At 50.5% G+C, this 23,151-nt stretch carries 27 protein-coding genes, 1 tRNA gene and 1 riboswitch; of the genes, 22 read left to right on the forward strand and 6 right to left on the reverse strand.

All coding sequences use genetic code 11. The annotated features are described in order from the left end of the window. Positions 1-156 precede the first annotated feature (156 nt). The gene (locus R2K26_RS04030; protein WP_316518899.1) at positions 157-501 is read left to right on the forward strand and encodes an HNH endonuclease; all 345 of its coding nucleotides are present in this window, start codon (positions 157-159) and stop codon (positions 499-501) included. Positions 502-579: 78 nt separating this feature from the next. Here R2K26_RS04030 and R2K26_RS04035 read toward each other — a convergent pair whose 3' ends face one another. After that, positions 580-1,416, reverse strand: a complete 837-nt coding sequence (locus R2K26_RS04035) for a deoxyribonuclease IV (RefSeq protein WP_308448283.1) — start codon at positions 1,414-1,416, stop codon at positions 580-582. A gap of 3 nt (positions 1,417-1,419) precedes the next feature. Further along, positions 1,420-2,133 (reverse strand): nitroreductase family protein, encoded by a 714-nt coding sequence (locus R2K26_RS04040; protein ID WP_316518900.1) that lies wholly within the window; start codon positions 2,131-2,133, stop codon positions 1,420-1,422. 172 nt (positions 2,134-2,305) lie between these two features. Between R2K26_RS04040 and R2K26_RS04045 the strand changes: the two genes are divergently transcribed. From R2K26_RS04045 to R2K26_RS04115, 14 genes are all read left to right on the forward strand, one after another. Next, a complete protein-coding gene (locus R2K26_RS04045; RefSeq protein ID WP_316518901.1) occupies positions 2,306-2,809 on the forward strand; it encodes a MarR family transcriptional regulator in 504 nt (167 codons plus the stop codon). A gap of 107 nt (positions 2,810-2,916) precedes the next feature. After that, positions 2,917-3,828: an AraC family transcriptional regulator gene (locus tag R2K26_RS04050; RefSeq protein ID WP_308448286.1), complete on the forward strand. Its 912-nt coding sequence runs from the start codon at positions 2,917-2,919 to the stop codon at positions 3,826-3,828. A gap of 15 nt (positions 3,829-3,843) precedes the next feature. Further along, positions 3,844-4,896: a Gfo/Idh/MocA family oxidoreductase gene (locus R2K26_RS04055; protein ID WP_308448287.1), complete on the forward strand. Its 1,053-nt coding sequence runs from the start codon at positions 3,844-3,846 to the stop codon at positions 4,894-4,896. A gap of 31 nt (positions 4,897-4,927) precedes the next feature. Beyond that, a complete protein-coding gene (locus R2K26_RS04060) occupies positions 4,928-5,767 on the forward strand; it encodes a sugar phosphate isomerase/epimerase family protein (RefSeq protein WP_316518902.1) in 840 nt (279 codons plus the stop codon). 44 nt (positions 5,768-5,811) lie between these two features. Further along, positions 5,812-6,075, forward strand: a complete 264-nt coding sequence (locus R2K26_RS04065) for a hypothetical protein (RefSeq protein ID WP_316518903.1) — start codon at positions 5,812-5,814, stop codon at positions 6,073-6,075. Between the two features lie 121 nt (positions 6,076-6,196). Further along, entirely contained in the window at positions 6,197-7,081 is an 885-nt protein-coding gene (locus tag R2K26_RS04070; RefSeq protein ID WP_316518904.1) for a YitT family protein, read from the forward strand. A 134-nt stretch (positions 7,082-7,215) separates the two neighbouring features. Continuing rightward, positions 7,216-8,031, forward strand: a complete 816-nt coding sequence (locus R2K26_RS15430; protein WP_396897221.1) for a metalloregulator ArsR/SmtB family transcription factor — start codon at positions 7,216-7,218, stop codon at positions 8,029-8,031. Positions 8,032-8,167: 136 nt separating this feature from the next. Continuing rightward, on the forward strand, positions 8,168-8,752 hold the full coding sequence (locus R2K26_RS04085; protein WP_308448290.1) for an HD domain-containing protein: 585 nt from the start codon (positions 8,168-8,170) through the stop codon (positions 8,750-8,752). 14 nt (positions 8,753-8,766) lie between these two features. After that, positions 8,767-9,696 carry an ATP-binding cassette domain-containing protein gene (locus tag R2K26_RS04090; RefSeq protein ID WP_316518905.1) on the forward strand — a complete coding sequence of 310 codons (930 nt, stop codon included), beginning with the start codon at positions 8,767-8,769 and terminating at the stop codon, positions 9,694-9,696. Then, positions 9,677-10,528 carry an ABC transporter permease subunit gene (locus R2K26_RS04095; protein WP_316518906.1) on the forward strand — a complete coding sequence of 284 codons (852 nt, stop codon included), beginning with the start codon at positions 9,677-9,679 and terminating at the stop codon, positions 10,526-10,528. Before R2K26_RS04090 ends, R2K26_RS04095 begins: the two co-directional genes overlap by 20 nt. Continuing rightward, complete coding sequence (locus R2K26_RS04100) at positions 10,518-11,339, forward strand: PHP domain-containing protein (RefSeq protein ID WP_316518907.1); 822 nt, start codon at positions 10,518-10,520, stop codon at positions 11,337-11,339. The genes R2K26_RS04095 and R2K26_RS04100 overlap by 11 nt, the downstream gene beginning before the upstream one ends. Before the next feature lie 14 nt (positions 11,340-11,353). Beyond that, a complete protein-coding gene (locus R2K26_RS04105; protein ID WP_316518908.1) occupies positions 11,354-11,614 on the forward strand; it encodes a TIGR03905 family TSCPD domain-containing protein in 261 nt (86 codons plus the stop codon). 109 nt (positions 11,615-11,723) lie between these two features. Further along, positions 11,724-11,806 (forward strand) — tRNA-Leu (locus R2K26_RS04110). Positions 11,807-12,055: 249 nt separating this feature from the next. Beyond that, the gene (locus R2K26_RS04115; protein WP_316518909.1) at positions 12,056-13,288 is read left to right on the forward strand and encodes a GNAT family N-acetyltransferase; all 1,233 of its coding nucleotides are present in this window, start codon (positions 12,056-12,058) and stop codon (positions 13,286-13,288) included. 402 nt (positions 13,289-13,690) lie between these two features. Here the strand turns inward: R2K26_RS04115 and R2K26_RS04120 are convergent, their stop codons facing one another. The 4 genes from R2K26_RS04120 to asd are packed head-to-tail and all read right to left on the reverse strand — an operon-like array spanning position 13,691 to position 16,943. Beyond that, on the reverse strand, positions 13,691-14,152 hold the full coding sequence (locus tag R2K26_RS04120; protein ID WP_176820102.1) for an ACT domain-containing protein: 462 nt from the start codon (positions 14,150-14,152) through the stop codon (positions 13,691-13,693). Positions 14,153-14,170: 18 nt separating this feature from the next. Beyond that, entirely contained in the window at positions 14,171-14,926 is a 756-nt protein-coding gene (gene dapB / locus R2K26_RS04125; protein WP_316518910.1) for a 4-hydroxy-tetrahydrodipicolinate reductase, read from the reverse strand. 22 nt (positions 14,927-14,948) lie between these two features. Next, positions 14,949-15,839 (reverse strand): 4-hydroxy-tetrahydrodipicolinate synthase, encoded by an 891-nt coding sequence (dapA, locus tag R2K26_RS04130; RefSeq protein ID WP_316518911.1) that lies wholly within the window; start codon positions 15,837-15,839, stop codon positions 14,949-14,951. A gap of 24 nt (positions 15,840-15,863) precedes the next feature. Further along, on the reverse strand, positions 15,864-16,943 hold the full coding sequence (gene asd, locus R2K26_RS04135; protein WP_316518913.1) for an aspartate-semialdehyde dehydrogenase: 1,080 nt from the start codon (positions 16,941-16,943) through the stop codon (positions 15,864-15,866). A gap of 174 nt (positions 16,944-17,117) precedes the next feature. Further along, a riboswitch (Lysine riboswitch) is annotated at positions 17,118-17,297 on the reverse strand. A gap of 110 nt (positions 17,298-17,407) precedes the next feature. Here asd and queA point away from each other — a divergent pair. The 7 genes from queA to R2K26_RS04170 all read left to right on the forward strand — a co-directional run bounded on the left by queA (position 17,408) and on the right by R2K26_RS04170 (position 23,138). After that, complete coding sequence (queA, locus tag R2K26_RS04140; protein ID WP_316518914.1) at positions 17,408-18,454, forward strand: tRNA preQ1(34) S-adenosylmethionine ribosyltransferase-isomerase QueA; 1,047 nt, start codon at positions 17,408-17,410, stop codon at positions 18,452-18,454. A 22-nt stretch (positions 18,455-18,476) separates the two neighbouring features. Next, positions 18,477-19,607 (forward strand): tRNA guanosine(34) transglycosylase Tgt, encoded by a 1,131-nt coding sequence (gene tgt, locus R2K26_RS04145; protein WP_316518915.1) that lies wholly within the window; start codon positions 18,477-18,479, stop codon positions 19,605-19,607. Between the two features lie 117 nt (positions 19,608-19,724). Then, complete coding sequence (gene yajC, locus R2K26_RS04150) at positions 19,725-20,060, forward strand: preprotein translocase subunit YajC (protein ID WP_176820096.1); 336 nt, start codon at positions 19,725-19,727, stop codon at positions 20,058-20,060. Positions 20,061-20,141: 81 nt separating this feature from the next. Further along, positions 20,142-20,522: a TIGR04086 family membrane protein gene (locus tag R2K26_RS04155; protein ID WP_316518916.1), complete on the forward strand. Its 381-nt coding sequence runs from the start codon at positions 20,142-20,144 to the stop codon at positions 20,520-20,522. A 208-nt stretch (positions 20,523-20,730) separates the two neighbouring features. Next, on the forward strand, positions 20,731-21,549 hold the full coding sequence (proC, locus tag R2K26_RS04160; RefSeq protein WP_316518917.1) for a pyrroline-5-carboxylate reductase: 819 nt from the start codon (positions 20,731-20,733) through the stop codon (positions 21,547-21,549). 314 nt (positions 21,550-21,863) lie between these two features. Continuing rightward, on the forward strand, positions 21,864-22,202 hold the full coding sequence (locus R2K26_RS04165; RefSeq protein WP_316518918.1) for a hypothetical protein: 339 nt from the start codon (positions 21,864-21,866) through the stop codon (positions 22,200-22,202). Positions 22,203-22,229: 27 nt separating this feature from the next. Further along, on the forward strand, positions 22,230-23,138 hold the full coding sequence (locus R2K26_RS04170; protein ID WP_316518919.1) for a tyrosine recombinase: 909 nt from the start codon (positions 22,230-22,232) through the stop codon (positions 23,136-23,138). Positions 23,139-23,151 lie beyond the last annotated feature (13 nt).

The following is a 23,151-nucleotide window of genomic DNA, read 5'->3' on the forward strand; positions in this document are numbered from 1 at the left end:
ATTATTGTCCGTGTCCACTTTTGAAAAAACAACTTCTGCAAAAATATTCCTCATGTCTACTTTTGAAAAAGCAAATCAAAAATAAATATTTTTCGTGTCTACTTTTCTTGACTACTACAGGTTAGAGATCAAACAAGATACAGACAGCAAAATTACGTGAAGACATCCTATAAAGTGTCCATGCTTGATTCTGAAATAGCTGTTGATTGGGACTGGCTTGTACAACGTCATAGAAAATTAGAGAGAATAGGGTTTGAAGCGACACTGAAAGAATACCACAGTCGAGATCAGCGGCGACAGATGACAAAAGAGTTACGCCAACAGATCATGAAACGGGATCACTATACATGTCAAAATTGCGGAAAGTACATGCCGGATGGAGTAGGACTCCAAATCGACCATATTATTCCGATTTCAAAAGGCGGAAAAACGGTTGCTTCTAATTTGCAGGTGCTGTGTTCAAAATGTAATGGCAGAAAAGGGAATAGAAGAACGACATAAAGAAAGAACACAAATCGTGAGCAGTTAGTTTAAAACGATTTGTGTTCTTTTTGCTTTTAAATTAAAATATAAGCTTTTTTAGCTCTCCTCAACCATCGCTCTCAAAAGTTCAATTTCGGCTTTGTAACCGGGGAGTTCGTTTGGAGTTTCGAGATAAAAGGGGAGGCGACGCAGGACAGGGTGGTTGATGATGCGGCGGAACGCTTCCGTGCCAATCTTGCCCTCGCCGATCTTTGCGTGGCGGTCTTTGTGAGAGGAAAGCCCGAAGATGCTGTCGTTAATGTGTACCGCTTTCAGGCGGTTAAGCCCGATCACGCGGTCAAACTCCGTCAACACACCGTCGAGGTCGTTTACAATGTCATACCCGGCATCGAACACGTGGCAGGTATCGAGGCACACGCCCATGAGGTCGGAGAGCGTTACGCGGTCCAGAATTTCACGGAGTTCCTCAAAATGAGAGCCGACTTCCGTGCCCTTGCCTGCCATGGTCTCGAGTAAAACCGTGGTGGTCTGTTCGGGAGATAAAATGGCGTTCAGCGTTTCGCTGATCTGTGTGACGCCGGTCTCGATGCCTTGTCCAACGTGGCTGCCGGGGTGGAAGTTATAGAGATTGTGCGGTGTGGCTTCCAGACGCTTCAAATCATCCTGCATCGTTTCGCGGGCGAATGTGCGGGTGTCTTCGTTTGCGGAGCAGGGATTGATCGTATACGGCGCGTGGGCGAGCAACACGGCAAAGTGATTTTCCGCCGCCAACTCGTTTAACTTCTGTGCGTCGTTCAGATCAAGCGGCTTTGCGCGGCTGCCGCGCGGGTTTCGCGTGAAGAACTGGAACGTATCCGCGCCGATGGAAAGTGCCGTTTTGCCCATGGCGTAGTAGCCCTTAGAGGCAGAAAGATGACAACCGATGTGCAGCATGGCTTATTCCTTGGAATTCCAGTTTTTGTAGATCTCTTTTGTGGAACGCACCATTTCCTGCGCAAAATCGGAAATATATTTGCGGTTATAGAACGCTTTTGTGCGGTTGTTTGGCATCATTTCGAGCAGCTCTTCTTCAGAAAGCTCACGATACCGGTTCTCAAACACGATGGAGCTCTTTGCAAAACGAGTTGTCTGCTTCCTTTCCTTTTGCTGCTGGGTGGGATAGCCGAAGACCAGCATGCAAAGCGGTGCGACCTGCGGGGGCAGGTTTAAAAGCTCTTTGTGAATCTCGAAGTTCTCCACAATGTCGCCGATATAGCAGGAACCAATGCCGAGGCTTTCCGCGGCGATGCAGGCTGTGTGTGCGGCGATGACGGCATCTTCCGCTGCAAGCACCATGTTGCTGAGCTCCGGCGCGGGAATGTCTTCGCAGCCCGCCATTTTGAACTTTCTGTACCAACGGTGGTAATCTGCACAGAAAATGAGCACTATTTTCGCCTGTGCAATGAACGGCTGATGATCACAGGTTTCGGCAAGCTTATCCTTAATGGACTGATCCGTCACGTCGATGATGGAGTACGGCATGCAGTTGCCGCCGGTCGGTGCGCGCATGGCAGCGGCAAGGATAATATCTTTGATTTCGGGTGAGATCTCCTTATCCTCAAAAACACGGACGGACTTGCGGTTCATCAAAACCTGAATCGTTTCATTCATTTTTAAAACCCCTTCCAAATTGTTATAATCAAGCTGCTAACAGTATAGCACAATAAAGCATCTGTGTAAAGAAAAATATAGAGCCGAAGTGCACGGGAAAACGGTACTATGGGTTGACAAATTTAACAGCGGGGTTATAATAATATCAAAGAGGCGTATGAGGAGTGCGGCTATGGAATTGCATGAACTGATGGGAAAATTACATAAGCTGGAGCTTGTGCAACAGCTTGCGCATCGGCGTGGGGCGCAGGAGCATGGTCTGTATTTCGGCCAGATGCCTGTGCTGGATTTCATTGCGGCAAATCCCGGGTGTACACAGGTGCAGGTGGCAGACCATCTGCGCGTCAGCCCGGCCTCCATTGCGCTCTCTACAAAGCGTTTGCAGAAGGCGGGGTATCTCACAAAAGAAGTGGATGCCGAAAACTTACGCTGCAAGCGGCTTTATATCTCAGAAGAAGGGCAAAGGGCCTGTGCCATGTGCCGCGAGCGGTTAGACCAGATCGACGCGGTGGCGTTTCAGGGATTTTCGGAAGAGGAGCTTGAAGCGTTTTCCTCTTTTTTGGATCGCGTGACGCTCAACATGACGGGCGAGAGCGAGAATGTTGTGAGCGGCGAATTGTTCGGCCATTTGTGCCGGGAGCTCGATGCCATTGAAAAAGAGGCGAAGAAAAGCTGATTTTCTGGTAAAGTTGTGTTTTTTACCATCTGATTTGCAAAAAATATCAAATACATTCCTGCGCTCTTTCATTATAATAAGGGCGTAAACACAGAGGCGATACCACAATGCCGGTCAATCGGGCAAAATTTCACTTCGATAATACATACGCCGGTATGGATATGCTGTACGGGCCATATGTTCTGTATCAGATTGGGGACTTAAGCTGCGAAGCAGGTTACCAGACCTTTGAGCACGAGCAGGCGGTCTATGAGATTACATACGTGCTTTCCGGCACCGGTGCATTTTATGTAGATGATACGGTGTACACCATGCAGAAGGGTGACCTGCTCCTTGTGCGCAAGGGACAGATGCACAACATCATCTCGGCGGAGATCGAACCGCTGCGTTTCTTTTATCTCGGCTTTGATTTTGTAGAGCCGATCGTAAATGAGAAGATTGCACAGCTTAAGAGTTTTTTTGATACGAACGAGCAGGTGCAGTTTCATAACGCGGTCAGCTTACAGGACACGTTCATGCGCGTGCTTTCCGAATTCATTTCGGACGACGTACTCTCGAACCTTTTGATTGAAGCGTACATGCAGGAGATCATCTGCGGCGTATACCGCATTTTCAGCCGAAAGTTCTACAAAAACTACTTACTGAGCGGCAGCAATAATTCCGATGAAAAGCTCGTCTACGATGTCATCAATTACATTGATGTGCACCTTGAGTCCATGGAAAATCTCAGCGCGCTCAGTGCGGAGTTTGGATACAGTTATACCCATATTGCGCAGAAGTTCTCTGCGTTTACGGGCGAAAGCCTGAAATCCTATCACACAAAGCGGCGCTTTGAAAAATCAAACGAGTATCTTCGCCAGGGATATTCCGTTACAAAAGTCGCCGAGTTGATGGGCTTCAAATCGATCCATGCGTTCAGCCGCGCCTACAAAAAATATGTGGGCATGGCGCCGCGTGAATATAAAAAATGGGCCGAGGAGGATAAAAAGAACCTTCCGCAGCCCGCAGAAAATTCTTAAAGGAGTTGTATTCCAATGAAAGTTGCCGTTATTGGTTGCGGTACGATCGCAAATGCAGCGCACATCCCGTCTTACATGAACAACCCGGAGGCAGAAATCAAGTATTTCTGCGACATCATCCCGGAGCGCGCACAGGCTGCCGTTGAAAAGTACGGCTGCGGCACCGCTGTTGTGGATTATCACGATGTTCTGGCAGACCCGGAAGTTGAAGCTGTTTCCGTCTGCACCCCGAACAATGTTCACCCGACCATTTCCATTGACGCATTGCGCGCAGGCAAGAATGTTCTGTGCGAGAAGCCGGCTGCAAGAACCTACAAGGAAGCCCTTGAGATGCAGAAGGTTCAGCATGAGACCGGCAAGGTGCTCAACATCGGCGTTGTCAACCGCTTCAATGACAGCGTTAACCTCATCAAAAAGTATATCGATGACGGCAAGCTCGGCGATATCTACCATGTACATGCCAGCTTCCGTGCACACCGTTCCATTCCGGGCCTCGGCGGCGCGTTCACCACAAAGGCGATTGCAGGCGGCGGTGCGCTGATTGACTGGGGCGTACATTACCTTGACATCGTTATGTACTGCTGCGGCGACCCGAAGGTTAAGACCGTTACGGGTGAAGCCTTCTGCGAGCTCGGCAAGGACATGAAGGGCTACGCATACACCGACATGTGGGCAGGTCCCCCAAAGTACGACGGCACCTACGACGTGGACGACTCCGTTGTCGGCATGATCCGTACCGAAGGCCCGGTCATCTCTCTGCACGGCGCTTGGGCGCAGAACATCGGCGAAAACGAGTGTTACATCGACTTCATGGGCGATAAGGGTGGCATCCGTCTCCAGTACGGCAAGGATTTCACCGTTTACAGCTCCGAGTACGGTGCACTCACGGAGTATAAGCCTGTCTTCAAGATGCGCGACCACTTCCAGAACGAGATTGACGCATTCATCGACTGCATCAAGACCGGCAAGAAGCTGCCGTCTCACATCGACACCGTTATCATCACGGCACAGATGATGCAGGCGATTTATGATTCCTCCGAGCAGCACAAAGAGATCACGCTGGGCTAAGCTCCCTGTGCATTAAGAAAGGAAATTGCTTATGTATCCCTTTTCTATCGGCGTTCTGATGGACGGCTTCCGCACCGATACGCTCACGGCTCTCGATAAAGCTGTTGCAGTCGGCGCGACCGGCATTCAGGTTTACGCAACAAAAGGCGAAATGGCGCCCGAGAATATGAACGCAGAAGCACGCCGCGAATTTTTGAAGCGCGTGAAGGATCACGGCCTGACGATCTCTGCGCTGTGCGGCGACCTCGGCCACGGCTTCAACGACCCGAAGCTGAACCCGGAACTCATTGAAAAGTCCAAACGCATCGTGGACCTTGCAAAGGACCTTGAGACCGATGTGATCACAACGCATATCGGCGTTGTACCGAACGACCCGAGCCACCCGCGCTATGCAATCATGCAGGATGCTTGCGGCCAGCTTGCGGCGTATGCAGACTCCATGCAGGCACACTTCGCCGTGGAGACCGGCCCGGAGATTGCAACGACGCTGAAGGGTTTCCTTGACAGCCTCCATTCCAAGGGCGTTTCCGTCAACCTTGATCCGGCAAACTTTGTTATGGTCACGGGCGACGACCCGGTGCAGGCAGTCTACACGCTGAAGGATTACATTGTGCACACACATGCAAAAGACGGCAAGCGTCTGCGTTATGTCAGCCCGGAGATCCTGTACGGCATGGAGGAATCCGACATGCTGAACGACGCTTCCTTCATTGAGCTTCCGCTCGGCGAAGGCGACGTTGATTTCCCGGCGTACTTCAAAGCGCTGAACGACATCGGCTACAAGGGCTTCCTGACGATCGAACGTGAAGTCGGCGACGACCCCGAGGGCGATATCCGCAAGGCGGCAGATTACATCCGCAGCCTGATCTGATTTTAAAAAGCAAAGAAGGAGAACGGTTTCGGCCGCTCTCCTTTTTGCATCATAACTTTTTGCTGCGTCTGACGCATGGCACAACGGTGTTTTACGTGTATGCCGCAACGGTTGAAAGCGCGGATATCCAAATCACGCTGCAGGCGAATGAAACGATCGATTACAAATTTCTGCCGTATGACAAATTCTGCGATTTCATACAGTCCGAGACGTTTGCCGACTCCATACGGGAGCGTTTTCCGGCGTATCAAAACGCGCTCGAAACGTATGTAAAGCAAGTTTTGAAAGACGCAACTTGCAAAAAATGACGGGTAAAAAATCAATTATTCATTTGTATGCTTTCCTGTTGAATTTTGGTGTTTGCTGTGTTAAAATCTCAAGCGGACTAGAAACAGGCGGCTTGCCTGCAATGAGGAAAGTTGGCGTAGTATGAATAACCCGATCCAAAACGTTAAAGAAAAGCTTACAAAACAGAATTTAAAGACGTTTATGCTCATCACGTTCGGCACCTTTGTTTTTGCCATCGGCACTTATTTCTTTAAATTTCCGAATAATTTTTCCACCGGCGGCGTGAGCGGTATCTCTATTCTGCTCGGTCATATTTTTCCGTCGTTCTCCACAGCGGGTATCATGTGGATTATCAATATCATCTTGCTCATCGTCGGTTTTATCATTTTGGGACGCGATTTCGGTGTGCTTACCGTGTATTGTAGCATGCTGCTTTCGTTTTTGACGTGGCTGCTTGAAAAGCTCGTTCCGCTTTCTAAGCCGCTTACCGACCAGCCGTTCCTCGAGCTGTGCTACGGTATGATGCTGCCGGCGGTAGGCTCGGCGATCCTCTTTAACTGCAACGCTTCGAGCGGCGGCACGGATATTGTTGCGATGATCCTCAAAAAGTACACGAGTCTTGATATCGGCAAAGCGCTGCTCGTCAGCGATACGCTCATCGCGTTTTCCGCGATGTTTGTATTCGATATCCGCACAGGCCTGTTTTCGCTGCTCGGTCTTGCTATCAAGGCGTTCATGGTCGATTCCGTGATTGAAGGTATTAACCTCTGCAAATATTTCTCCATTGTCACCACGCACCCGGAGGAGGTTTGCGATTACATCATTCACAAGATGAACCGCAGCTCGACCATTGTGGATGCCACAGGCGCGTATTCGCATGAGGGCTGCAAGGTCGTCATGGTTGCGTGCAGACGCGGTGAAGCTGTGAAGCTCCGCGCGTATGTCCGTTCCGTCGATAAAAAGGCATTTATGTTCATCACGAATACGAGCGAGATCATCGGCAAGGGCTTCCGTTCTGTTGAATGACCGTACATAAAAGTTTTTGGCAGCGCATCGTTTCGGTGTGCTGCCTTTTTACAGGCGAAAATTTAATTTAGTATTGACTTAATTAAAATTCGTGCTATAATTTAATTTAGCAAATACTTAATCAGGAGGACGCTATGGGTTCAACGGCTATGATGTTCAAAGCACTGGCAGATGAAAACCGCCTTTTGCTGCTGCGCCTTTTGCTGCGCCGCAACTGTTGCGTGCGCGCACTGGCAAGACAGCTGGATATTTCGGAAGCGGCGGTTTCACAGCATTTAAAAGTTCTGCGTGAAGCGGGGCTCATTTTCGGCGAAAAGTGCGGTTATTTCATGCACTACACCGTCAATCGCGCGGCGCTTAAAGAACTCAGCAGCCAGCTCTCTCGCATGGCGTTTTCTGCAGAGCAGTTGCCCTGCACACCGCAGCATGGCGGGTGCAGCCGTGCGGAATATGACAAATGCCGAAACGCGGCACAGCCGCAGACGGAGCATATTCTGCACGTAGCAGAAAATAGGATGTTTGATTTGAAAGGAAGCATGAACATGAAAATCGCGGTAACGTATCAGAACGGACTGGTTTTCCAGCATTTCGGCCATTCCGAAGCATTTAAGATCTATGAGATTGAGAACGGCGAAGTTAAAAATGCAAAGGTCGCGCCCACAAACGGCAGCGGCCACGGTGCACTGGCTGGCTTTTTGAAGCAGCACGGCGTGAATGCGCTCATCTGCGGCGGCATCGGCGGAGGTGCGCGCACGGCGCTTGCAGAAGCGGGCATCGAGTTGTATCCCGGTGTTTCCGGCAGCGCGGACGCGGCGGTCAATTCGCTGCTGAACGGCACACTGCTCTATAACCCGGATACTGTCTGCGCACACCATCACCACGAGGACGGTCATGACTGCGGCAGCCATAGCTGCGGGGAAGATAAGCACGGCTGCGCGGGCAATCATTGATTTACCGGAAGGGTCATCTCGGCATTTGCTGCGATGACCTTTCTTTTTCTTTACAAACCGCGAAACTGTTTGAAAATACGTGATTTCTGTGTTATACTATACGCAGAGTTTGAAATTTATCTACGGGAGGACAAGCATGTCGAATCCGTACAGAGAGGAATTTATCTCCATTTATACACAGAATATCACGCGCGAGGGCTCGCAGAAGCTTTTGGCATGGCTGGATACCACCGATTTTTACACCGCGCCGGCAAGCACAAAGTTCCACTGTGCCTGCGAAAGCGGCCTTGTGATGCACAGCCTGAATGTCTACAAGGCGATGCGCGAGCGTTGGTTTGACGAGGGCGACAGTGAAGAAAGCTTTGCGATATGTGCGCTGCTGCACGACGTGTGCAAATCGCAGTTTTATAAGACCTCCACGCGCAACGTGAAAAATGACGAGACCGGGCAGTGGGAAAAGCGTCCGTTTTACACGGTGGACGATGCATTCCCGTTCGGTCACGGTGAAAAATCCGTTTACCTCATCGAGCGTTTTATGCGTCTAAAGCCCGTGGAGGCCATGGCAATCCGCTGGCACATGGGTGGCTTTGACGACGCGGCGAAGGGCGGCAGCTTTGCCATCAGCCTGGCATTTGACCGCTATCCGCTCGCCGTGAAGCTGCACATGGCTGATTTGGAATCAACCTATCTGCGCGAAAAAGGCACCTCCGATGTGCGCTGAGAGGCGGTGAGCAGATGATCGCGATACAAACTGCAAATTTAACGAAAAAATACGGCGACATCATTGCGATAAATGGCGTGGACCTTGAAGTGGAAGCCGGGGAGATCGTTGGCTGCCTCGGCCCGGAGAGATCCGGCAAAACGACGTTGCTGCGCCTTTTAACGGGTCTTGTGCGCCCGACGCTCGGCGACAGCACAGTGCTGGGACTTTCTTCTGTGAAAGAGAGTCGCAAACTGCGCGCGAAAAGTGGTATCGTTACCGATACGGCGGCCTGCATTGGAAGCATGAGCGCTCTGGAAAACCTGCTGATGTTCGCTTCTATGTATGGCATGCGCAAGGAGCAAGCCCGTACACATGCGGCGCAGCTTTTGAAGAAGCTTGACCTTTGGAACGCGCGCGACCGCAAGGTCTACACGTTTTCCGCAGAGATGTGCCGCCGGTTATCGCTGGCACGTGCGCTTGTGCATCGCCCGCAGATCGTGTTTTCGGACGGTTTGCCCGGCGGCGAGCAAGCGGTATCGGACGCGGTGGTGCTGCGTACACTTTCGGATTACGCAAAGGAAACCGGCGCCACGGTGCTGCTTTGCACCGATCATCTTGAAAGCGCGGAGGAGATCTGCACAAGCTTTGCGGTGCTGGAGCACGGCTTTTTACGGGCGAGCGGCGACCTTTCGATGCTTACGGCCGCTTCTGAATTGACGCCTATGGCGGTAATCCGCGTGAGCGACACGCAGAAGATGCCGGAGGACTTCATACTGCATGATGGCGCGTGGGAAAAGCCAATCGAATCCGAAGCCGATATGCCGGAGCTTATTTCCGGGCTTGTGCGGGAGAATGTCGGCATTTACGAAGCATCCGTGTGTACGCCCACATTGCAGGATGTTTATTACGCGTTTGTGAAAAAGCCGGGAGAGGAGACACCGCATGAAGAAGCTGTTTTATAAGCTGTTTTCCAAAGCGGAACGTGCGCTCATGATGAAGGACCTTTCCGCTTTGTGCCGCCGCAGGCTGATCTTGACGTTGCTCATCGCACTGCCGCTCGTTTTTGCGGTGGCGTTCCCGCTTTTGTTCCTGTTCGTTTCCGCTATGGTCTCACCGAAATCCTCCGGTGTGGAGCAGTTTAAAAACCTGCTCGATAACATTCCGCAGGGGACGGACGAGCGCGCGCAGATGTTCTACATTTTCACGGCGTTTATCTCGCCGATGCTGTTCATGCTCATTCCGCTTTTATCGGCAATCATTACGGCTTCGTACACGTTTGCGGGCGAGCGGGCACACGGCACAATGGAAACGCTTCTGTTTGCGCCGTTCAGCGTGCGCCGCTTTTTGCAGGTGAAGGCGGCAAGCAGTGTTTTGGCTTCCGGGCTTGTCACGGCGGTTTCGTTTATTCTGTTCTTTGTCGTCACGGCTATCGGCGATATGGTTTTGAAAGCGCCGTTTTTCTTTGACCTTTCATGGTTCGTTCTGGTGTTTTTGCTCTCGCCGGCCATCACGGTGCTGGGCGTTACGTTTGCTGCGATGCTGACCGCGAAAGCGCGCTCCACAGCGGAATCCATTCAAATTTCCGGCTATATCGTGCTGCCGACTTTGCTCATTTTCATCGGGCAGATCATGGGTCTGTATCGCTTAAACAGTATTGCACTTTTGATTTTGACAGCGATCATCGTTGGAATCGACCTGTGTTTATTCAATTTCGGGTTCCGGCGCTTCACAGCCGAAAAGCTGCTGACGCGTCCGCCGGAAAAGCCGCGAAAGGAGAAAACCAATGTCTATTGACCTGCACTGCCACACAAGATATTCGGACGGCTCCACGCCGCTTGAGGAGCTTATACAGCTTGCTGCGCTCCGCGGCGTGACGACGTTCGCGCTCACCGACCACGATACCATGGCGGGCTGCGAATGCGCGTTGAAGCTTGGGCGGGAAGCGGGCGTGACGGTGATTCCCGGCGTGGAAATTTCTGCTGCAGACCCGAAGCGACATGGCAAAGCGCATGTTCTGTGCTATAAGCCGAAGAAGCCCGAAGTGTTGCTGCCGCTGCTGCAAAAAACGACGGACAGCCGCCATGCGGCGATGTTACGCTCCGTTGATAAAGTCTGCCGCCTGTATGCGATTCCGCGCGAGATGATTCTGCGCCGCGCGGAGGGCTCGACGAATATCTACAAGCAGCACGTTTTGCAGGCGTTAATGGACGCCGGCTACGCGAGTGAGATGTTCGGCGAGGTTTTTAAGAAGCTCTATGATTCCAAAACGGGCATCGCCTACGAGAAGGTGGATTATCCCGACATCGATACCGTGATGGATGCGGTTGACGCCGCAGAGGGCATCGCGGTCTTGGCGCACCCGAGCGAATACCACAGCATGGATCTTCTGCGCGAGCTGTGCAGAAACCACCGCATTCGCGGCATTGAAGTTTATCACCCGCGCAACACGGAGGAGGATAAAGCGGAAATGTTGCGCTTAGCCGAAAAGTATGATCTTGCCGTCACCGGCGGCACGGATTATCACGGCTTTTACACGACGAAGAAAAATCCGGTCGGCACGTTCACGACGGCCGAATCCGAATTTGATAAATTATTTTCTGAATGAAAGGGAAATGCAAAATGAAGTATGATTTCACACCGAAAGGTGTATGTTCCAGAGGCATTCATGTAGAGCTCGACGGCGACGTTATCCGCTCCGTGAAATTCGACGGCGGCTGTAGCGGCAATACGCAGGGCGTGGCAGCACTTGCGGTCGGCATGACCGTTGACGAATACGTAAAGCGCTGCAAGGGCATCAAGTGCGGCTTTAAGAACACCTCCTGCCCGGATCAGCTCGCGCTCGCACTGGAAGAAGCGCTCGCAGAGCAGAAGAAGGCATAAGTAATTTGCTCAAGAGAAATTACCCGGAGAGAAACTCTTTCCGGGTTTTTCTCTGTTTGGGCTTGATTTTTCCTCAGAATACGGTATAATAGTTTAGTCAACAAAATATGCGGGTATGGCGGAATTGGCAGACGCGCCAGATTTAGGTTCTGGTACTTCGGTGTGCAGGTTCAAGTCCTGTTACCCGCACCATCAAGAGGCTATAAAAAAGATATAGCCGGTGGAAACCCCGATTTTATCGGGGTTTCCACCGTTTTATACGGCAAAATTTTAGCGACCGATTTTGTAGATGTAAATCGGTCGTTTTCCCTTTATATAAGGTTTTGAACTCTCACACAACCGAACACCCGATACGCAGGCAGATAGAATAGAAATCAAAAATCTATAAGTAAAACAACCTTTTTTGCAGCTAAAGCACACAATGAACGGAGGTGAAATACTGTGCAGCTTCTTTATGGCGTACCTGAAGATATTGAAAAATGGATGGACTTAATAACAGAGGTTCGATGGAATTTTCCGGGGCTTGAAACACAGGAAAAGCTAAATGAGCATAAAACCAGCGTCCTGAAATTTATGGATAAGCGGCAGGCTGTTTGTGTAAAAGAAGAATCCAAAATTGCGGGAGTTATATTGTTTTCACGAGCACACAACATGATTTGCTGCCTTGCAGTTGCACCCCAATACCGCCGCCGCGGTGTGGCTACAATGCTTATGGATGAAGCACTTGCCAATTTAGACAAAACAAAAGAAATAACGGTTTCTACATTTCGGGCTGATGATGAAAAAGGAATAGCACCAAGAACATTGTATGAGAAATTCGGTTTTGTTGCAGATGAACTTATAGAGGAATTCGATTACCCAAATCAAAAATTTGTCCTTTTCCCCGTCGGCGCAGAACGAAAAGCCCGACAGATGTCTATTAACGGTATGGTTCGGGAAATCAGCCGTATTCTTGCGGACTGTGACCCTACAATATATTTGTACGGTTCGTCTGCATTGAATGATTTCAGATTGGGTTGGAGCGATATTGATATTTTAGTCCTGACGGAGAAGCAAATATCCGAGTCACAGGCAAATTTGCTTGTAAATCTCCGCCGGACTATGCTCGCAGATGAACCCGATAATCTTTATTACCGTTCTTTTGAGGGCGCTATGCTCACCAGAAGTGCCTTTCTCGCAAACGCTGATGACCGAGTGGTTTATTGGGGTACAAGCGGAGAGAGAATTACCGACAGGTATTTGCTAGATGGCTTTGGCAAAACAGAACTGATTGAGAGCAGCATTCTTTTGTACGGGAAGGATATACGAAAAGAACTGAGATATCCGGATTTACATGAGCTGTATGCCGATGTGAATCGTCACTATAAGACTATAAGAAAGTACGCACAAAGCACCGGAAGAAATTTTTATTCTTTCGGTTGGCTGTTGGATATATCTCGTTGCATATACACACTTCGCACAGGCAAGATTATTTCTAAAACAAAAGCGGCAGAATGGGCGCTTCAAAACAATCTCTGCCCGGATGTGCACGCTCTAACAACCGCATTAAATGTCCGCAAATGCCCGTTAAAGTACCGATATGATAAAGATACATTCGACTATGCTGAAACACTTGGCGAGGCTGTTCAGCATTTTGCAGATGTGTTAGAAAAAGAATTGAAAGCAATTGAATAAGAAAAGGCGAAAAAATCTATTTTATAGCCCTTCCACATAAAAACGAGTGTATTCAGCGGCTTTGGCTTTTGTGTTCACTCGTTTTTTATATGCCATACATATGACACGATCGGCCGAACGGCGAAGCGAAAATCAGAGAATACTATGAAATGGCACCGGGTATCGTTGAAGCTATCAATCAAAAATCGAACGCCCAAGAAATCTGGAACGAGGTATATAAAGATCTCGTTGAGCCGTGTGTGAACATGATTCATCAAAATAAAAACGAAAGTGCTTATACGCTTTACAAATTTTGTTCTCTGAAATTAAATTAATAATACAAAGCATGAAAATCAAAAAACAGAAGGTCAAGCCGGATAAGAGACTTGACCTTCTGTTTTCGCATTTATAGTTGTCTAAAAATTATTTCGCGTTGACCGCTTCTTCGATGGCTTCCAAAACGGTGTCGTAGTCCGCTTCCGTGACGAGGAGGGAAATCTCGACTTCGGAGGTTGTGATGAGGCGGATGTCGGCGTCGCTTGCGGCGATGGCGCTGAACACTCTGGCTGCCATGCCCGGCGTGTTTTTCATCTGCGGGTCGTAGACGGAGATTTTATGGTTCACGCTGCTGACGATAACCTTGATGCCGGTCTCGGTCTTGAGCGTATTCGCAAAAGACAGCACTTCGATGAGGTCTTGGTCAGAAATGGTAAAAGAAAGGCCGGCATTTGCACCGTGGTTCGGGGGCATGGAGATCATATCGATGTTGATATCGAGCTCCGCGATGCGCTCGAATACCTCAGCCATAAAGCCTGTGGTGGCGGGGCTGCCTTGCAGGGTGACCAGTGTGATGTTGCTGACCGTGCTGATTTCGGTTGTGCCCATGATCTGTTCCATCCTTTCTTAAACCAAAGCGGACATGTCGTAAAGGCCGGGGCCTTTGCCGCTCATGAATACCGCTGCGTTTACTGCGCCCACCGCGAACAGCTCTTTGGACTGCGCGGAATGGGAGAGCGTGATGACCTCGTTGTTGCCCGCAAAGATCACCTCATGCTCGCCGACAATGGTGCCGCCGCGCACGGAGTGAATGCCAATCTCGCTCTTTTCACGCTTTTTGCGCTGTGCGTGGCGATCGTACATATACTGCGTTTCACCGTCGCGCACGGAAGCAAGCGCATCGGCAAGCATCAAAGCCGTGCCGCTCGGCGCGTCAATCTTCTGGTTGTGGTGCTTTTCGACGATCTCAATGTCGAACTGGTCGCCGAGCACCTTTGCCGCCTTTTTTGCAAGCTCCAGCATCAGGTTAATGCCGAGTGACATGTTGCGGGAATAGAAGATTGGCTGCGTTTCGGAAGCTTTGGTAAGCTCTGCGGTCTGCTCTGCTGTGTAGCCCGTGGTGCAGAGCACAGCCGGAATGCCGCCCTTTTCCGCCGCGTAGTGCAAAATCGGCGTCAAAAGGGAGGGGTGGGAGAAGTCGATGATAACATCTGCCACTTCCGTCACCTGATCGATGGAGGTGTAAGCGGGATAAGAAGCAGTCTGTGCATTGACGTTCAGATCAACGCCGGCAACAATCTCGCAATCGGTGCGTTCGGAAACAAGCTGCGTGATGAAGTGACCCATTTTGCCGCAGCAGCCACATAAAATAATCCTTGTCATTTTACGTCCGTTCCTTTCTTAATCAGGCGAGCTGCAGATGCTTTGCCATTTCGGCCTTCAGCTTTGCAATCTGCTCATCGGACATATCGGCAAGGGGCAAGCGGCAGTGGCCGCAGTTGAAGCCCATCAGGTTCAATGCCTGCTTTACCGGGATTGGGTTGACGTCCATGAACAGTGCGTTCATGAGGTCGAGATACTTAAACGTGAGTGCCTGCGCCGTCTTGTGGTCGCCCGCAACGGAAGCGGTGGCAAGCTCGTGCATTTCTTTCGGCATGATGTTGGAGAACGTAGAGATGACGCCCTTGCCGCCGAGAGACGCGATCGGCAAAGTCTGCGTGTCTTCACCGGAGTAAACCGTGAGGTCATCACCGCAAAGCTCACGTGTTTTGATGAGCGCGGAGATGTCGTGGTTCGCTTCCTTTGTGGCAACGATGTTCTGCGTCTTCGAGAGCTCGTAGTACGTTTCCGGCAAAATGTTGAGGCCGGTGCGGCTCGGGACATTATACACAATGCACGGAATTTTTACACTGCCCGCAATGCGGTTGAAGCTTGCAACGAGGCCGCGCTGGGAAGTCTTGTTGTAGTACGGCGTGACAAGCAGAAGGCCGTTTGCGCCGAGTGCTTCTGCTTTTTGGGAGAGCTCCACGGCGTAGGCGGTATCATTGCTGCCGGTGCCTGCGATGACCGGCACGCGGCCGGCAACCTTGTTTACGGTGAACTCGATGACCTTCACGTGCTCTTCATCGGTGAGCGTTGCCGCTTCGCCGGTGGTACCGCAGGTGACAATGGCATCGGTGCCGCTTGTGATCTGAAACTCGATGAGCTTTTCAAGCTCCTCGTAGTTTACGGACATATCCGGGTTAAACGGGGTAACAAGTGCCACCGCTGCGCCGGTAAAAATGGTTTCTTTCATCTAAAAAATACCTCCTGAACGGTATCAGTCAAAATAGCCCTTCTTTGCGAGCAGCTCTGCAAGCAGAACACCGCCGCCTGCTGCGCCGCGCAGCGTGTTGTGGGAAAGGCAAACGAACTTGTAGTCATACTGGGTATCCGGGCGCAGTCTGCCGATGGAAACGGCCATACCATGCTCCAGTTCACGGTCGAGTTTTGCCTGCGGACGGTCTGCTTCCGTAAAGTAGTGCAGGAACTGCTTCGGTGCGCTCGGCAGCTCGAGCTCCTGTGCCGGGCCGCGGAACTCTGTCCAGCGGCGGATGATTTCCTCCGGTGAGACCTTCTTTTTCATGGAGACGAACACCGCAGCCGTATGGCCGTCGGAAACCGGCACGCGGAAGCACTGTGCCGTAATGGACGGGGTGGTCGCGTTGACAATCTTATCGCCCTCAATGTGGCCCCACAGCTTCATCGGCTCCTGCTCGGATTTTTCTTCCTCGCCGCCGATATACGGGATGACGTTGTCGAGAATATCGGGATACGTTTCAAAGGTTTTGCCGGCGCCGGAGATGGCCTGATATGTGCAGGCGAGCACCTTCGTGACGCCGAGGTCCATCAGCGGGTGAATAGCCGGAACGTAGCTCTGAAGGGAGCAGTTGGACTTTACGGCGATAAAGCCGCGCTTTGTGCCGAGGCGCTTTCTCTGTGCGTTGATGATTTCAATGTGGTCGGCGTTGATCTCCGGCACAACCATCGGCACATCCTCGACGCCGCGGTTTGCGCTGTTGTTGGAGACGACCGGGCACTCCTTTTTCGCATAAGCTTCTTCAAGGGCGCGGATTTCGTCTTTTTTCATATCGACGGCGCAGAATACGAAATCGACCTTGGAGACGACTTCGTCCATATCAGCAACAGCGTCTAAGATGATCATATCCGCCATACTTGTGGGAATGGGCGTTTTCATAGCCCAGCGTTTTTCAACGACGCTTTTATATGTTTTACCGGCGGAGCGGGAAGATGCCGCAAGCGCGGTCACGTTGAACCACGGATGATTTTCAAGGAGCGTTGCAAAACGCTGACCGACCATGCCTGTGCAGCCAATGATACCGACATTATACTTTTTCATTTCTTTCACCCGTCCTGTTTGCAGGACATCCTTTCAAAAATGATGAAATGTACGCTCAAAAACAAAATTAAGGTCAAATTTCATTTTTGAGCGAAAAAAAACCGGTTGAAATCCGGTCATACATACAATATAATAGAATGTGCACAGGCTTTTACGAAAGTCTCCCTGCGGAAAAGCTCTGATAGCACTCCATCCTATTGCAGATGACAGTTACGGGGCTTTCGCCACAGCAACCAGATCCAAGCGTACCACATGCGCTGAGATCTTCGGCGGTGTGTCCTTTTTCTGCGGGCCGATGCCTGTGGAGGGCCAAAACCCGCGGATACTTTTACAAACCGCGCCTCTATCCTTATTATAATACATGGAATACGGATTGTTGTCAATTTATTTATGAAAAATTCTTAGAATAATCCTGCGTAATTTGGGGGATGCGGCTATTTTAATTCAGATTGGAAGGAATATACTTGGATACGCAAACTTTACAGACAAAAGATTTTGATTTTGAGCTTCCGGAAGAACTTATCGCCCAGACGCCGATTGAACCGCGTGACGCTTCGCGCCTGATGGTGTTGGACAAAACAACCGGTGAGATCGAGCACAGACATTTTCACGACATCACGGAGTATTTGAATGAGGGCGATTGTCTTGTACTCAACAATTCCCGCGTTTTGCCTGCGCGTATTTACGGCATTAAAAACGAGACCGGTGCGCACGTTGAATTTTTGCTTCTGAAAAATTGCGGTGACGACGTATGGGAAGCACTTGCAGGTCCGGGCAAGCGTGCAAAGGTCGGCACATCGTTCACGTTCGAGGGCAGCTCCATGACCTGCGAGGTCATCGAAGTAAAGGACGACGGCAACCGCCTGATCCGCTTTCATTACGATAAGGACACAAACTTCTTCACGGAGCTCGATAAGATTGGCCAGATGCCGCTGCCGCCCTATATTAAAGAAAAGCTCAAGGATAAAGAGCGCTACCAGACGGTGTATTCCAAAGAGGAAGGTTCTGCCGCTGCGCCGACGGCCGGTCTGCACTTTACGCCGGAGTTGCTCGATGCAATTCGCACAAAAGGCGTGAAGGTCGTATTCGTCACGCTGCATGTCGGTCTTGGCACGTTCCGCCCGGTGAGCGTAGATAACATTCTCGACCACAAAATGCATAGCGAGCATTATCACATGCCGAAAGAGACTGCCGACGCCATCAACGAGACGAAGAAAAACGGTGGACGCGTGATCGCTGTCGGCACTACGAGCTGCCGCACGATTGAATCTGTCGCAAAGAAATGCGGCAAAATTTGCGAGGACGATGATTGGACAGATATTTTCATCTATCCGGGCTTTGAATTTAAGGGCCTTGATGCGCTCATCACGAATTTCCACTTGCCGGAAAGTACACTCATCATGCTGGTCTCCGCGCTTGCGGGCCGCGAACACATTTTGAATGCGTATAACACTGCCGTCAAGAAGCGCTACCGCTTCTTCAGCTTCGGCGACGCCATGTTCATCAAATAACTTTGAAAGGAATTTTCTTTACATGTACAAGCTTATCAAAAGAGAAAACCACGCGCGGCGCGGCGAGCTCCAAACCGTGCACGGTACGGTGCAGACACCGGCGTTTATGAACGTCGCGACGGCTGCGGCGATTAAGGGTGCGGTTTCTGCTTACGACCTTAAAAATATTAAATGTCAAGTGATGCTCTCCAACACGTACCACCTGCATCTGCGCCCGGGCGATGACGTGGTGCGCAAAATGGGCGGCGTACGCAAGTTTACCGGCTGGGACGGCCCTGTACTGACGGACAGCGGCGGATTTCAGGTTTTCTCTCTCGCGAAGCTGCGCAATATCAAAGAAGAAGGCGTGACGTTTGCGTCGCACATCGACGGCCATCGCATCTTCATGGGCCCGGAGGAAAGCATGCGTATTCAGTCTAACCTCGGTTCTACCATCGCTATGGCGTTTGACGAATGCGTGGAAAACCCGGCGGAATACGACTACGCGAAAAATTCCTGCGCACGCACAGCACGCTGGCTGCGCCGCTGCAAGGCGGAGATGAACAGACTGAATGCGCTGCCGGATACGATCAACCCGAACCAAATGCTGTTCGGCATCAACCAGGGTTGCACATACATCGACCTGCGCGTGAACCACATGAAGGAGATTGCGGAATTGGGGCTCGATGGTTATGCTATTGGCGGCCTTGCGGTCGGCGAGCCGGCAGAGGTCATGTATGAAGTGATTGAAGCGGTTGAAGAGCATATGCCGCAGGATAAGATCCGCTACCTGATGGGCGTGGGCACGCCGACAAATATTCTGGAAGCGGTGCACCGCGGCGTTGATCTTTTCGACTGTGTGATGCCGAGCCGCAATGCACGCCATGGCCATGCGTTTACAAATGAAGGCGTGCGCAATATGCTCAATGCGAAATACACGCTGGACGATCAACCGATCGACCCGACCTGCGACTGCCCGGTCTGCCGCAAGTTTTCCCGTGCTTATATTCACCACCTTTTCAAAGCGGGGGAGATGCTTGCCATGCGCTTGACGGTTATGCACAATCTTTATTTCTACAACAATTTGATGGAACGCATTCGTAACGCGCTCGATGAAGACCGGTTTGAAGCATTTTATCAGGAGTATTCAGAGAAATTTAACAAAAGAATTTAGAAAATCCTTGCAACCACGAAAGGCTTTTGTTATAATGTATAGAGTTAATTTGGTGACGGGTGTATTGACCGCTTTGCAGTCGAACGGAGCGCACCATGAAAGAAAGGAAAGAAAACCATGAATTTGAGTGTTTTGACAACGACAGGTGCAGCAGCCGGCGGCAACATGTCCAGCATGCTGATCATGCTCCTTGTTTACGGTGCAATCATCGCGGCTATGTACTTCATCTTCTTCCGCCCGCAGAACAAGAAGAAGAAGAAGGAAGCGGAAATGCGCAAGAACGCACAGGTCGGCGACGAGATCACGACCATCGGCGGCATTTGCGGCAGAATCATCGCTGTAAAGGATGAGACCGACAGCGTTATCATCGAGACCGGCAGCGACCGTGCAAGACTGCGCATCAAGCGTTGGGCGATCGGCAGCGTCGATACCATCCACGAGGAAGACGCGTAAGTTTCACTCTGTTTAAAAGCGAATAGTTTTGAGCCCCTTGGAATAAGTATGAAACAAAACTTATTTCAAGGGGCTTTTTCTATGCTGAATTTTAAGAAGCTGTTTTTGGGTCTCCTGTTTTCTGTGCTGTTTTCGGCTGTGTTGATCGCGGTTTGTGCCTTTATGATTTTAAAGCTCGGCTTTTTGCCGTCCGAGCCTATACTCGGTACGGCTGCTGCGGCGATCGGCGGCGTTTCCGTTTTTGCTTCCGCTTTCCTTGCGGCGCGCCTCGCGGGGGAAAAAGGCTTGCTGCACGGCCTTGTGCTTGGCACGCTCTATGCAGTTTTCTATGTTGCGATAAGCGTTATGCTGTATGCAAATATGCGGGCTGTGTCTCTTGTTATACGGAGCGTAATATTTGCAATATGCAGCGTATGCGGTGGAGTAATGGGTGTGAATAGAGATGAAAAAATCAGATTTTAAGCCATAATTTGTAGCTGCTAATCAAGAGCATAAGAACGATTTTGCATATTTATTCACAATAACTTGTAGCAGAGCAGAACCGCATATTCATAAGTTTACATAAGATTATAGACATAAATTTGTGCAGATGCAAAAATATTCACGGAAGCTCTTGCAAATTTGGCTAAAAAGTATTATAGTATATAAGACAGAAGTGAGGTGGCGTATCATGAAAAACGGCAAATTGGGCTTTATCGGCATAGGAAACATGGCGTCCGCGATTATTGGCGGCATCTTATCTTCCGGCACTTTCCCGGTCGGGGATATTTATATGTACAATCCGCACGCGGAAAAAATGCAGCGCTTTACAGAATCCGGCTGCGTAGCCTGTACTTCTGCCGAAGAAGTTGCCGAGCTTTGTGATACGGTGTTCCTTTGCGTAAAGCCACAGATTTTCCCGGAGGTGCTGCGCGTTATTGCGCCGACCGTTGCGAAGAAGAATGCTGACGATGTTGTCATCGTTTCAATCGCTGCGGGCGTAACGTTTAAAAATTTGCAGGACGCGCTCGGCGCAGACCACCGCTACGTGCGTGCCATGCCGAACACGCCGCTGCTGCTCGGTGAGGGCGCTACGGCGCTGTGCCGGACAAGCAATGTGTCGGAAGAGGATTTTGCGCGCGTGCGTTCCGCTTTCTCCTGCTGCGGTGTCACGCAGGAGATTGACGAAGCGCAGATGAATGCGGTGATTGCGGTCAGCGGCAGCTCGCCTGCGTATTTGTATCTGCTTGCAAAGCTCACTTGTGATTATGCAGCGCAGCAGGGCATTGACCCGAAGACCGCGCTTACACTGTTCTGCCAGACCATGAAAGGCAGCGCCGATATGCTTTTAAACAGCGGCAAAGACCCACAGGCGCTTATCGATATGGTCACGTCAAAGGGCGGCACAACATTTGCTTTGCTGAATGTCTTGAAAGAACAGGGTTTTAATGAGGCGATGATCAGCTCGTTTGAAGCCTGCACGCACCGCGCCGAAGAACTTTCCATGTGAGTGTGCAAGGCATAACACGGCGATGCTTCACATATAGATTGACCATCTTTTATAGGTGGTGAACGAAAATGGAAGCAAAGCCGAAATATGCAAAACCACGTAGTTTATCTGTTTTAATGGCTTTGCGCATTTTGTTCCTGCTCGGCTTTTTGTTTGGCTGCTTATTCGCACGGACATCGCAAATAGCTATGGCGCCGGTTTCCGGCTCTGTGTGGTTTAGGGGGCCGTTTGAAACGGGAACGGACTTTCCGTTTGTGTTTTCCGCATTTTTGTTTGATTCGCTTTTTTACGCATTGCCGATTTTTTTATTTGGCATGACGTTTTTAGGTGTGCTTGTGATTCCCGCTGCGATAATCCTGAAGGGCTTCACGCTTGGCACATCGCTTACGGCACTGATCCGGCTTGAGGGTATCGGATTGTATTTTCGGCGGTGCTTTGATTATCTGCCGATGACAATGCTGTGCATCACGGTGCTTTTGCTGCTTGCGGCGGAAGCGCTTTGCACGGCGAGGCGCAGCTGTCGGGTGTTTTTCGGAAACGGAGAACCGCTTTCCGTAAAAAACTGCACCGTGCGGTTTTTGCTTGCGTTTGCGGCGCTGGTTTTCATTTCGATTTTATACGCTGCATTGCACTTTTTGATTTTGCAAGTTTAGATTTTAAAGCAAAGGAGGCCGAAATGAATGAACATGGATAAATACTTCGTGCTGTTTCGCGAGTACATGCTCGTGCAGAAACCGAGTTCCGTAAATACGCGGGATTCTTATCTGCGCGATGTTTCGGCTTTCCTGCGCTATTTAGCGGATGAGAATATAGCATCTCCGCTTGAAGTAGAAACAGAGACGGTGGAAGCGTATGTGCAGCATTTGCATAGTTTAAACCGCACAAATTCCACGATCTCCCGCAATATTGCCTCTGTGCGTTGCTTTTATAAGTTTCTTATCCTGCGCGGGGATATGCAGGTGAACCCGGCGAAATCCGTAAAGCTTGAAAAAGAGCCGAAAAAGCTGCCGCAGACGCTGACAAGCGAGGAGATAGACCTGCTGCTTTCCCAGCCGAATGTCACGGAAGCTAAGGGTTGCCGCGATAAAGCGATGCTGGAGCTTCTTTATGCCACCGGTATTCGCGTCAGTGAGCTCATCAACCTCAACGTGCAGGATATCAACCTGCGCACGGGAAAGCTGTTCTGCCGCGGCACCAAGGGCGTGCGCACCATTCCGATTTATGCGAAAGCAGTCGTTGCTGTATCCGATTATCTTTACCGTATGCGCGATCTGATCGTGGACCCGGACAACAGCGGAGACGCGCTGTTTGTCAATCTGAACGGCTCGCGTTTGACGCGCCAGGGTTTCTGGAAAATTATCAAGGCGTATACGGCGGAGGCCGGCATTACGAAGGAGATTACGCCGCACACGCTGCGTCATTCGTTTGCCATGCACCTTTTGCAGGGCGGTGCTTCCGTAAAAGACATTCAAACCATGATGGGACATGCAGATATTTCGTCCACACAGGTATATGTTCATTTATTAGACCTTGATAATCACGTGAAAAGCGTGTATAATGAGTGTCATCCTCGTGCAAAAACGAGTTAATCTAATTCTGGAG

It is taken from the genome of Neglectibacter sp. CSJ-5 (assembly GCF_032490475.1).
Taxonomy (GTDB): Bacteria; Bacillota; Clostridia; order Oscillospirales; family Acutalibacteraceae; genus Hominenteromicrobium; species Hominenteromicrobium mulieris.

Excerpts from the sequence above, each read along its gene's own strand:
- R2K26_RS04090 (WP_316518905.1), top strand. The coding sequence starts at position 8,767 with ATGATCGCGATACAAACTGCAAATTTAACGAAAAAATACGGCGACATC.
- dapB (WP_316518910.1), bottom strand. The coding sequence starts at position 14,926 with ATGACAAGGATTATTTTATGTGGCTGCTGCGGCAAAATGGGTCACTTC.
- R2K26_RS15430 (WP_396897221.1), top strand. The coding sequence starts at position 7,216 with ATGGGTTCAACGGCTATGATGTTCAAAGCACTGGCAGATGAAAACCGC.
- yajC (WP_176820096.1), top strand. The coding sequence starts at position 19,725 with ATGAATTTGAGTGTTTTGACAACGACAGGTGCAGCAGCCGGCGGCAAC.
- R2K26_RS04050 (WP_308448286.1), top strand. The coding sequence starts at position 2,917 with ATGCCGGTCAATCGGGCAAAATTTCACTTCGATAATACATACGCCGGT.
- R2K26_RS04055 (WP_308448287.1), top strand. The coding sequence starts at position 3,844 with ATGAAAGTTGCCGTTATTGGTTGCGGTACGATCGCAAATGCAGCGCAC.
- R2K26_RS04070 (WP_316518904.1), top strand. The coding sequence starts at position 6,197 with ATGAATAACCCGATCCAAAACGTTAAAGAAAAGCTTACAAAACAGAAT.
- R2K26_RS04105 (WP_316518908.1), top strand. The coding sequence starts at position 11,354 with ATGAAGTATGATTTCACACCGAAAGGTGTATGTTCCAGAGGCATTCAT.
- R2K26_RS04040 (WP_316518900.1), bottom strand. The coding sequence starts at position 2,133 with ATGAATGAAACGATTCAGGTTTTGATGAACCGCAAGTCCGTCCGTGTT.
- R2K26_RS04120 (WP_176820102.1), bottom strand. The coding sequence starts at position 14,152 with ATGGGCACAACCGAAATCAGCACGGTCAGCAACATCACACTGGTCACC.
- R2K26_RS04045 (WP_316518901.1), top strand. The coding sequence starts at position 2,306 with ATGGAATTGCATGAACTGATGGGAAAATTACATAAGCTGGAGCTTGTG.
- proC (WP_316518917.1), top strand. The coding sequence starts at position 20,731 with ATGAAAAACGGCAAATTGGGCTTTATCGGCATAGGAAACATGGCGTCC.
- R2K26_RS04165 (WP_316518918.1), top strand. The coding sequence starts at position 21,864 with ATGACGTTTTTAGGTGTGCTTGTGATTCCCGCTGCGATAATCCTGAAG.
- asd (WP_316518913.1), bottom strand. The coding sequence starts at position 16,943 with ATGAAAAAGTATAATGTCGGTATCATTGGCTGCACAGGCATGGTCGGT.
- R2K26_RS04060 (WP_316518902.1), top strand. The coding sequence starts at position 4,928 with ATGTATCCCTTTTCTATCGGCGTTCTGATGGACGGCTTCCGCACCGAT.
- tgt (WP_316518915.1), top strand. The coding sequence starts at position 18,477 with ATGTACAAGCTTATCAAAAGAGAAAACCACGCGCGGCGCGGCGAGCTC.
- R2K26_RS04155 (WP_316518916.1), top strand. The coding sequence starts at position 20,142 with ATGCTGAATTTTAAGAAGCTGTTTTTGGGTCTCCTGTTTTCTGTGCTG.
- R2K26_RS04170 (WP_316518919.1), top strand. The coding sequence starts at position 22,230 with ATGAACATGGATAAATACTTCGTGCTGTTTCGCGAGTACATGCTCGTG.
- R2K26_RS04035 (WP_308448283.1), bottom strand. The coding sequence starts at position 1,416 with ATGCTGCACATCGGTTGTCATCTTTCTGCCTCTAAGGGCTACTACGCC.
- dapA (WP_316518911.1), bottom strand. The coding sequence starts at position 15,839 with ATGAAAGAAACCATTTTTACCGGCGCAGCGGTGGCACTTGTTACCCCG.
- R2K26_RS04095 (WP_316518906.1), top strand. The coding sequence starts at position 9,677 with ATGAAGAAGCTGTTTTATAAGCTGTTTTCCAAAGCGGAACGTGCGCTC.
- R2K26_RS04085 (WP_308448290.1), top strand. The coding sequence starts at position 8,168 with ATGTCGAATCCGTACAGAGAGGAATTTATCTCCATTTATACACAGAAT.
- R2K26_RS04100 (WP_316518907.1), top strand. The coding sequence starts at position 10,518 with ATGTCTATTGACCTGCACTGCCACACAAGATATTCGGACGGCTCCACG.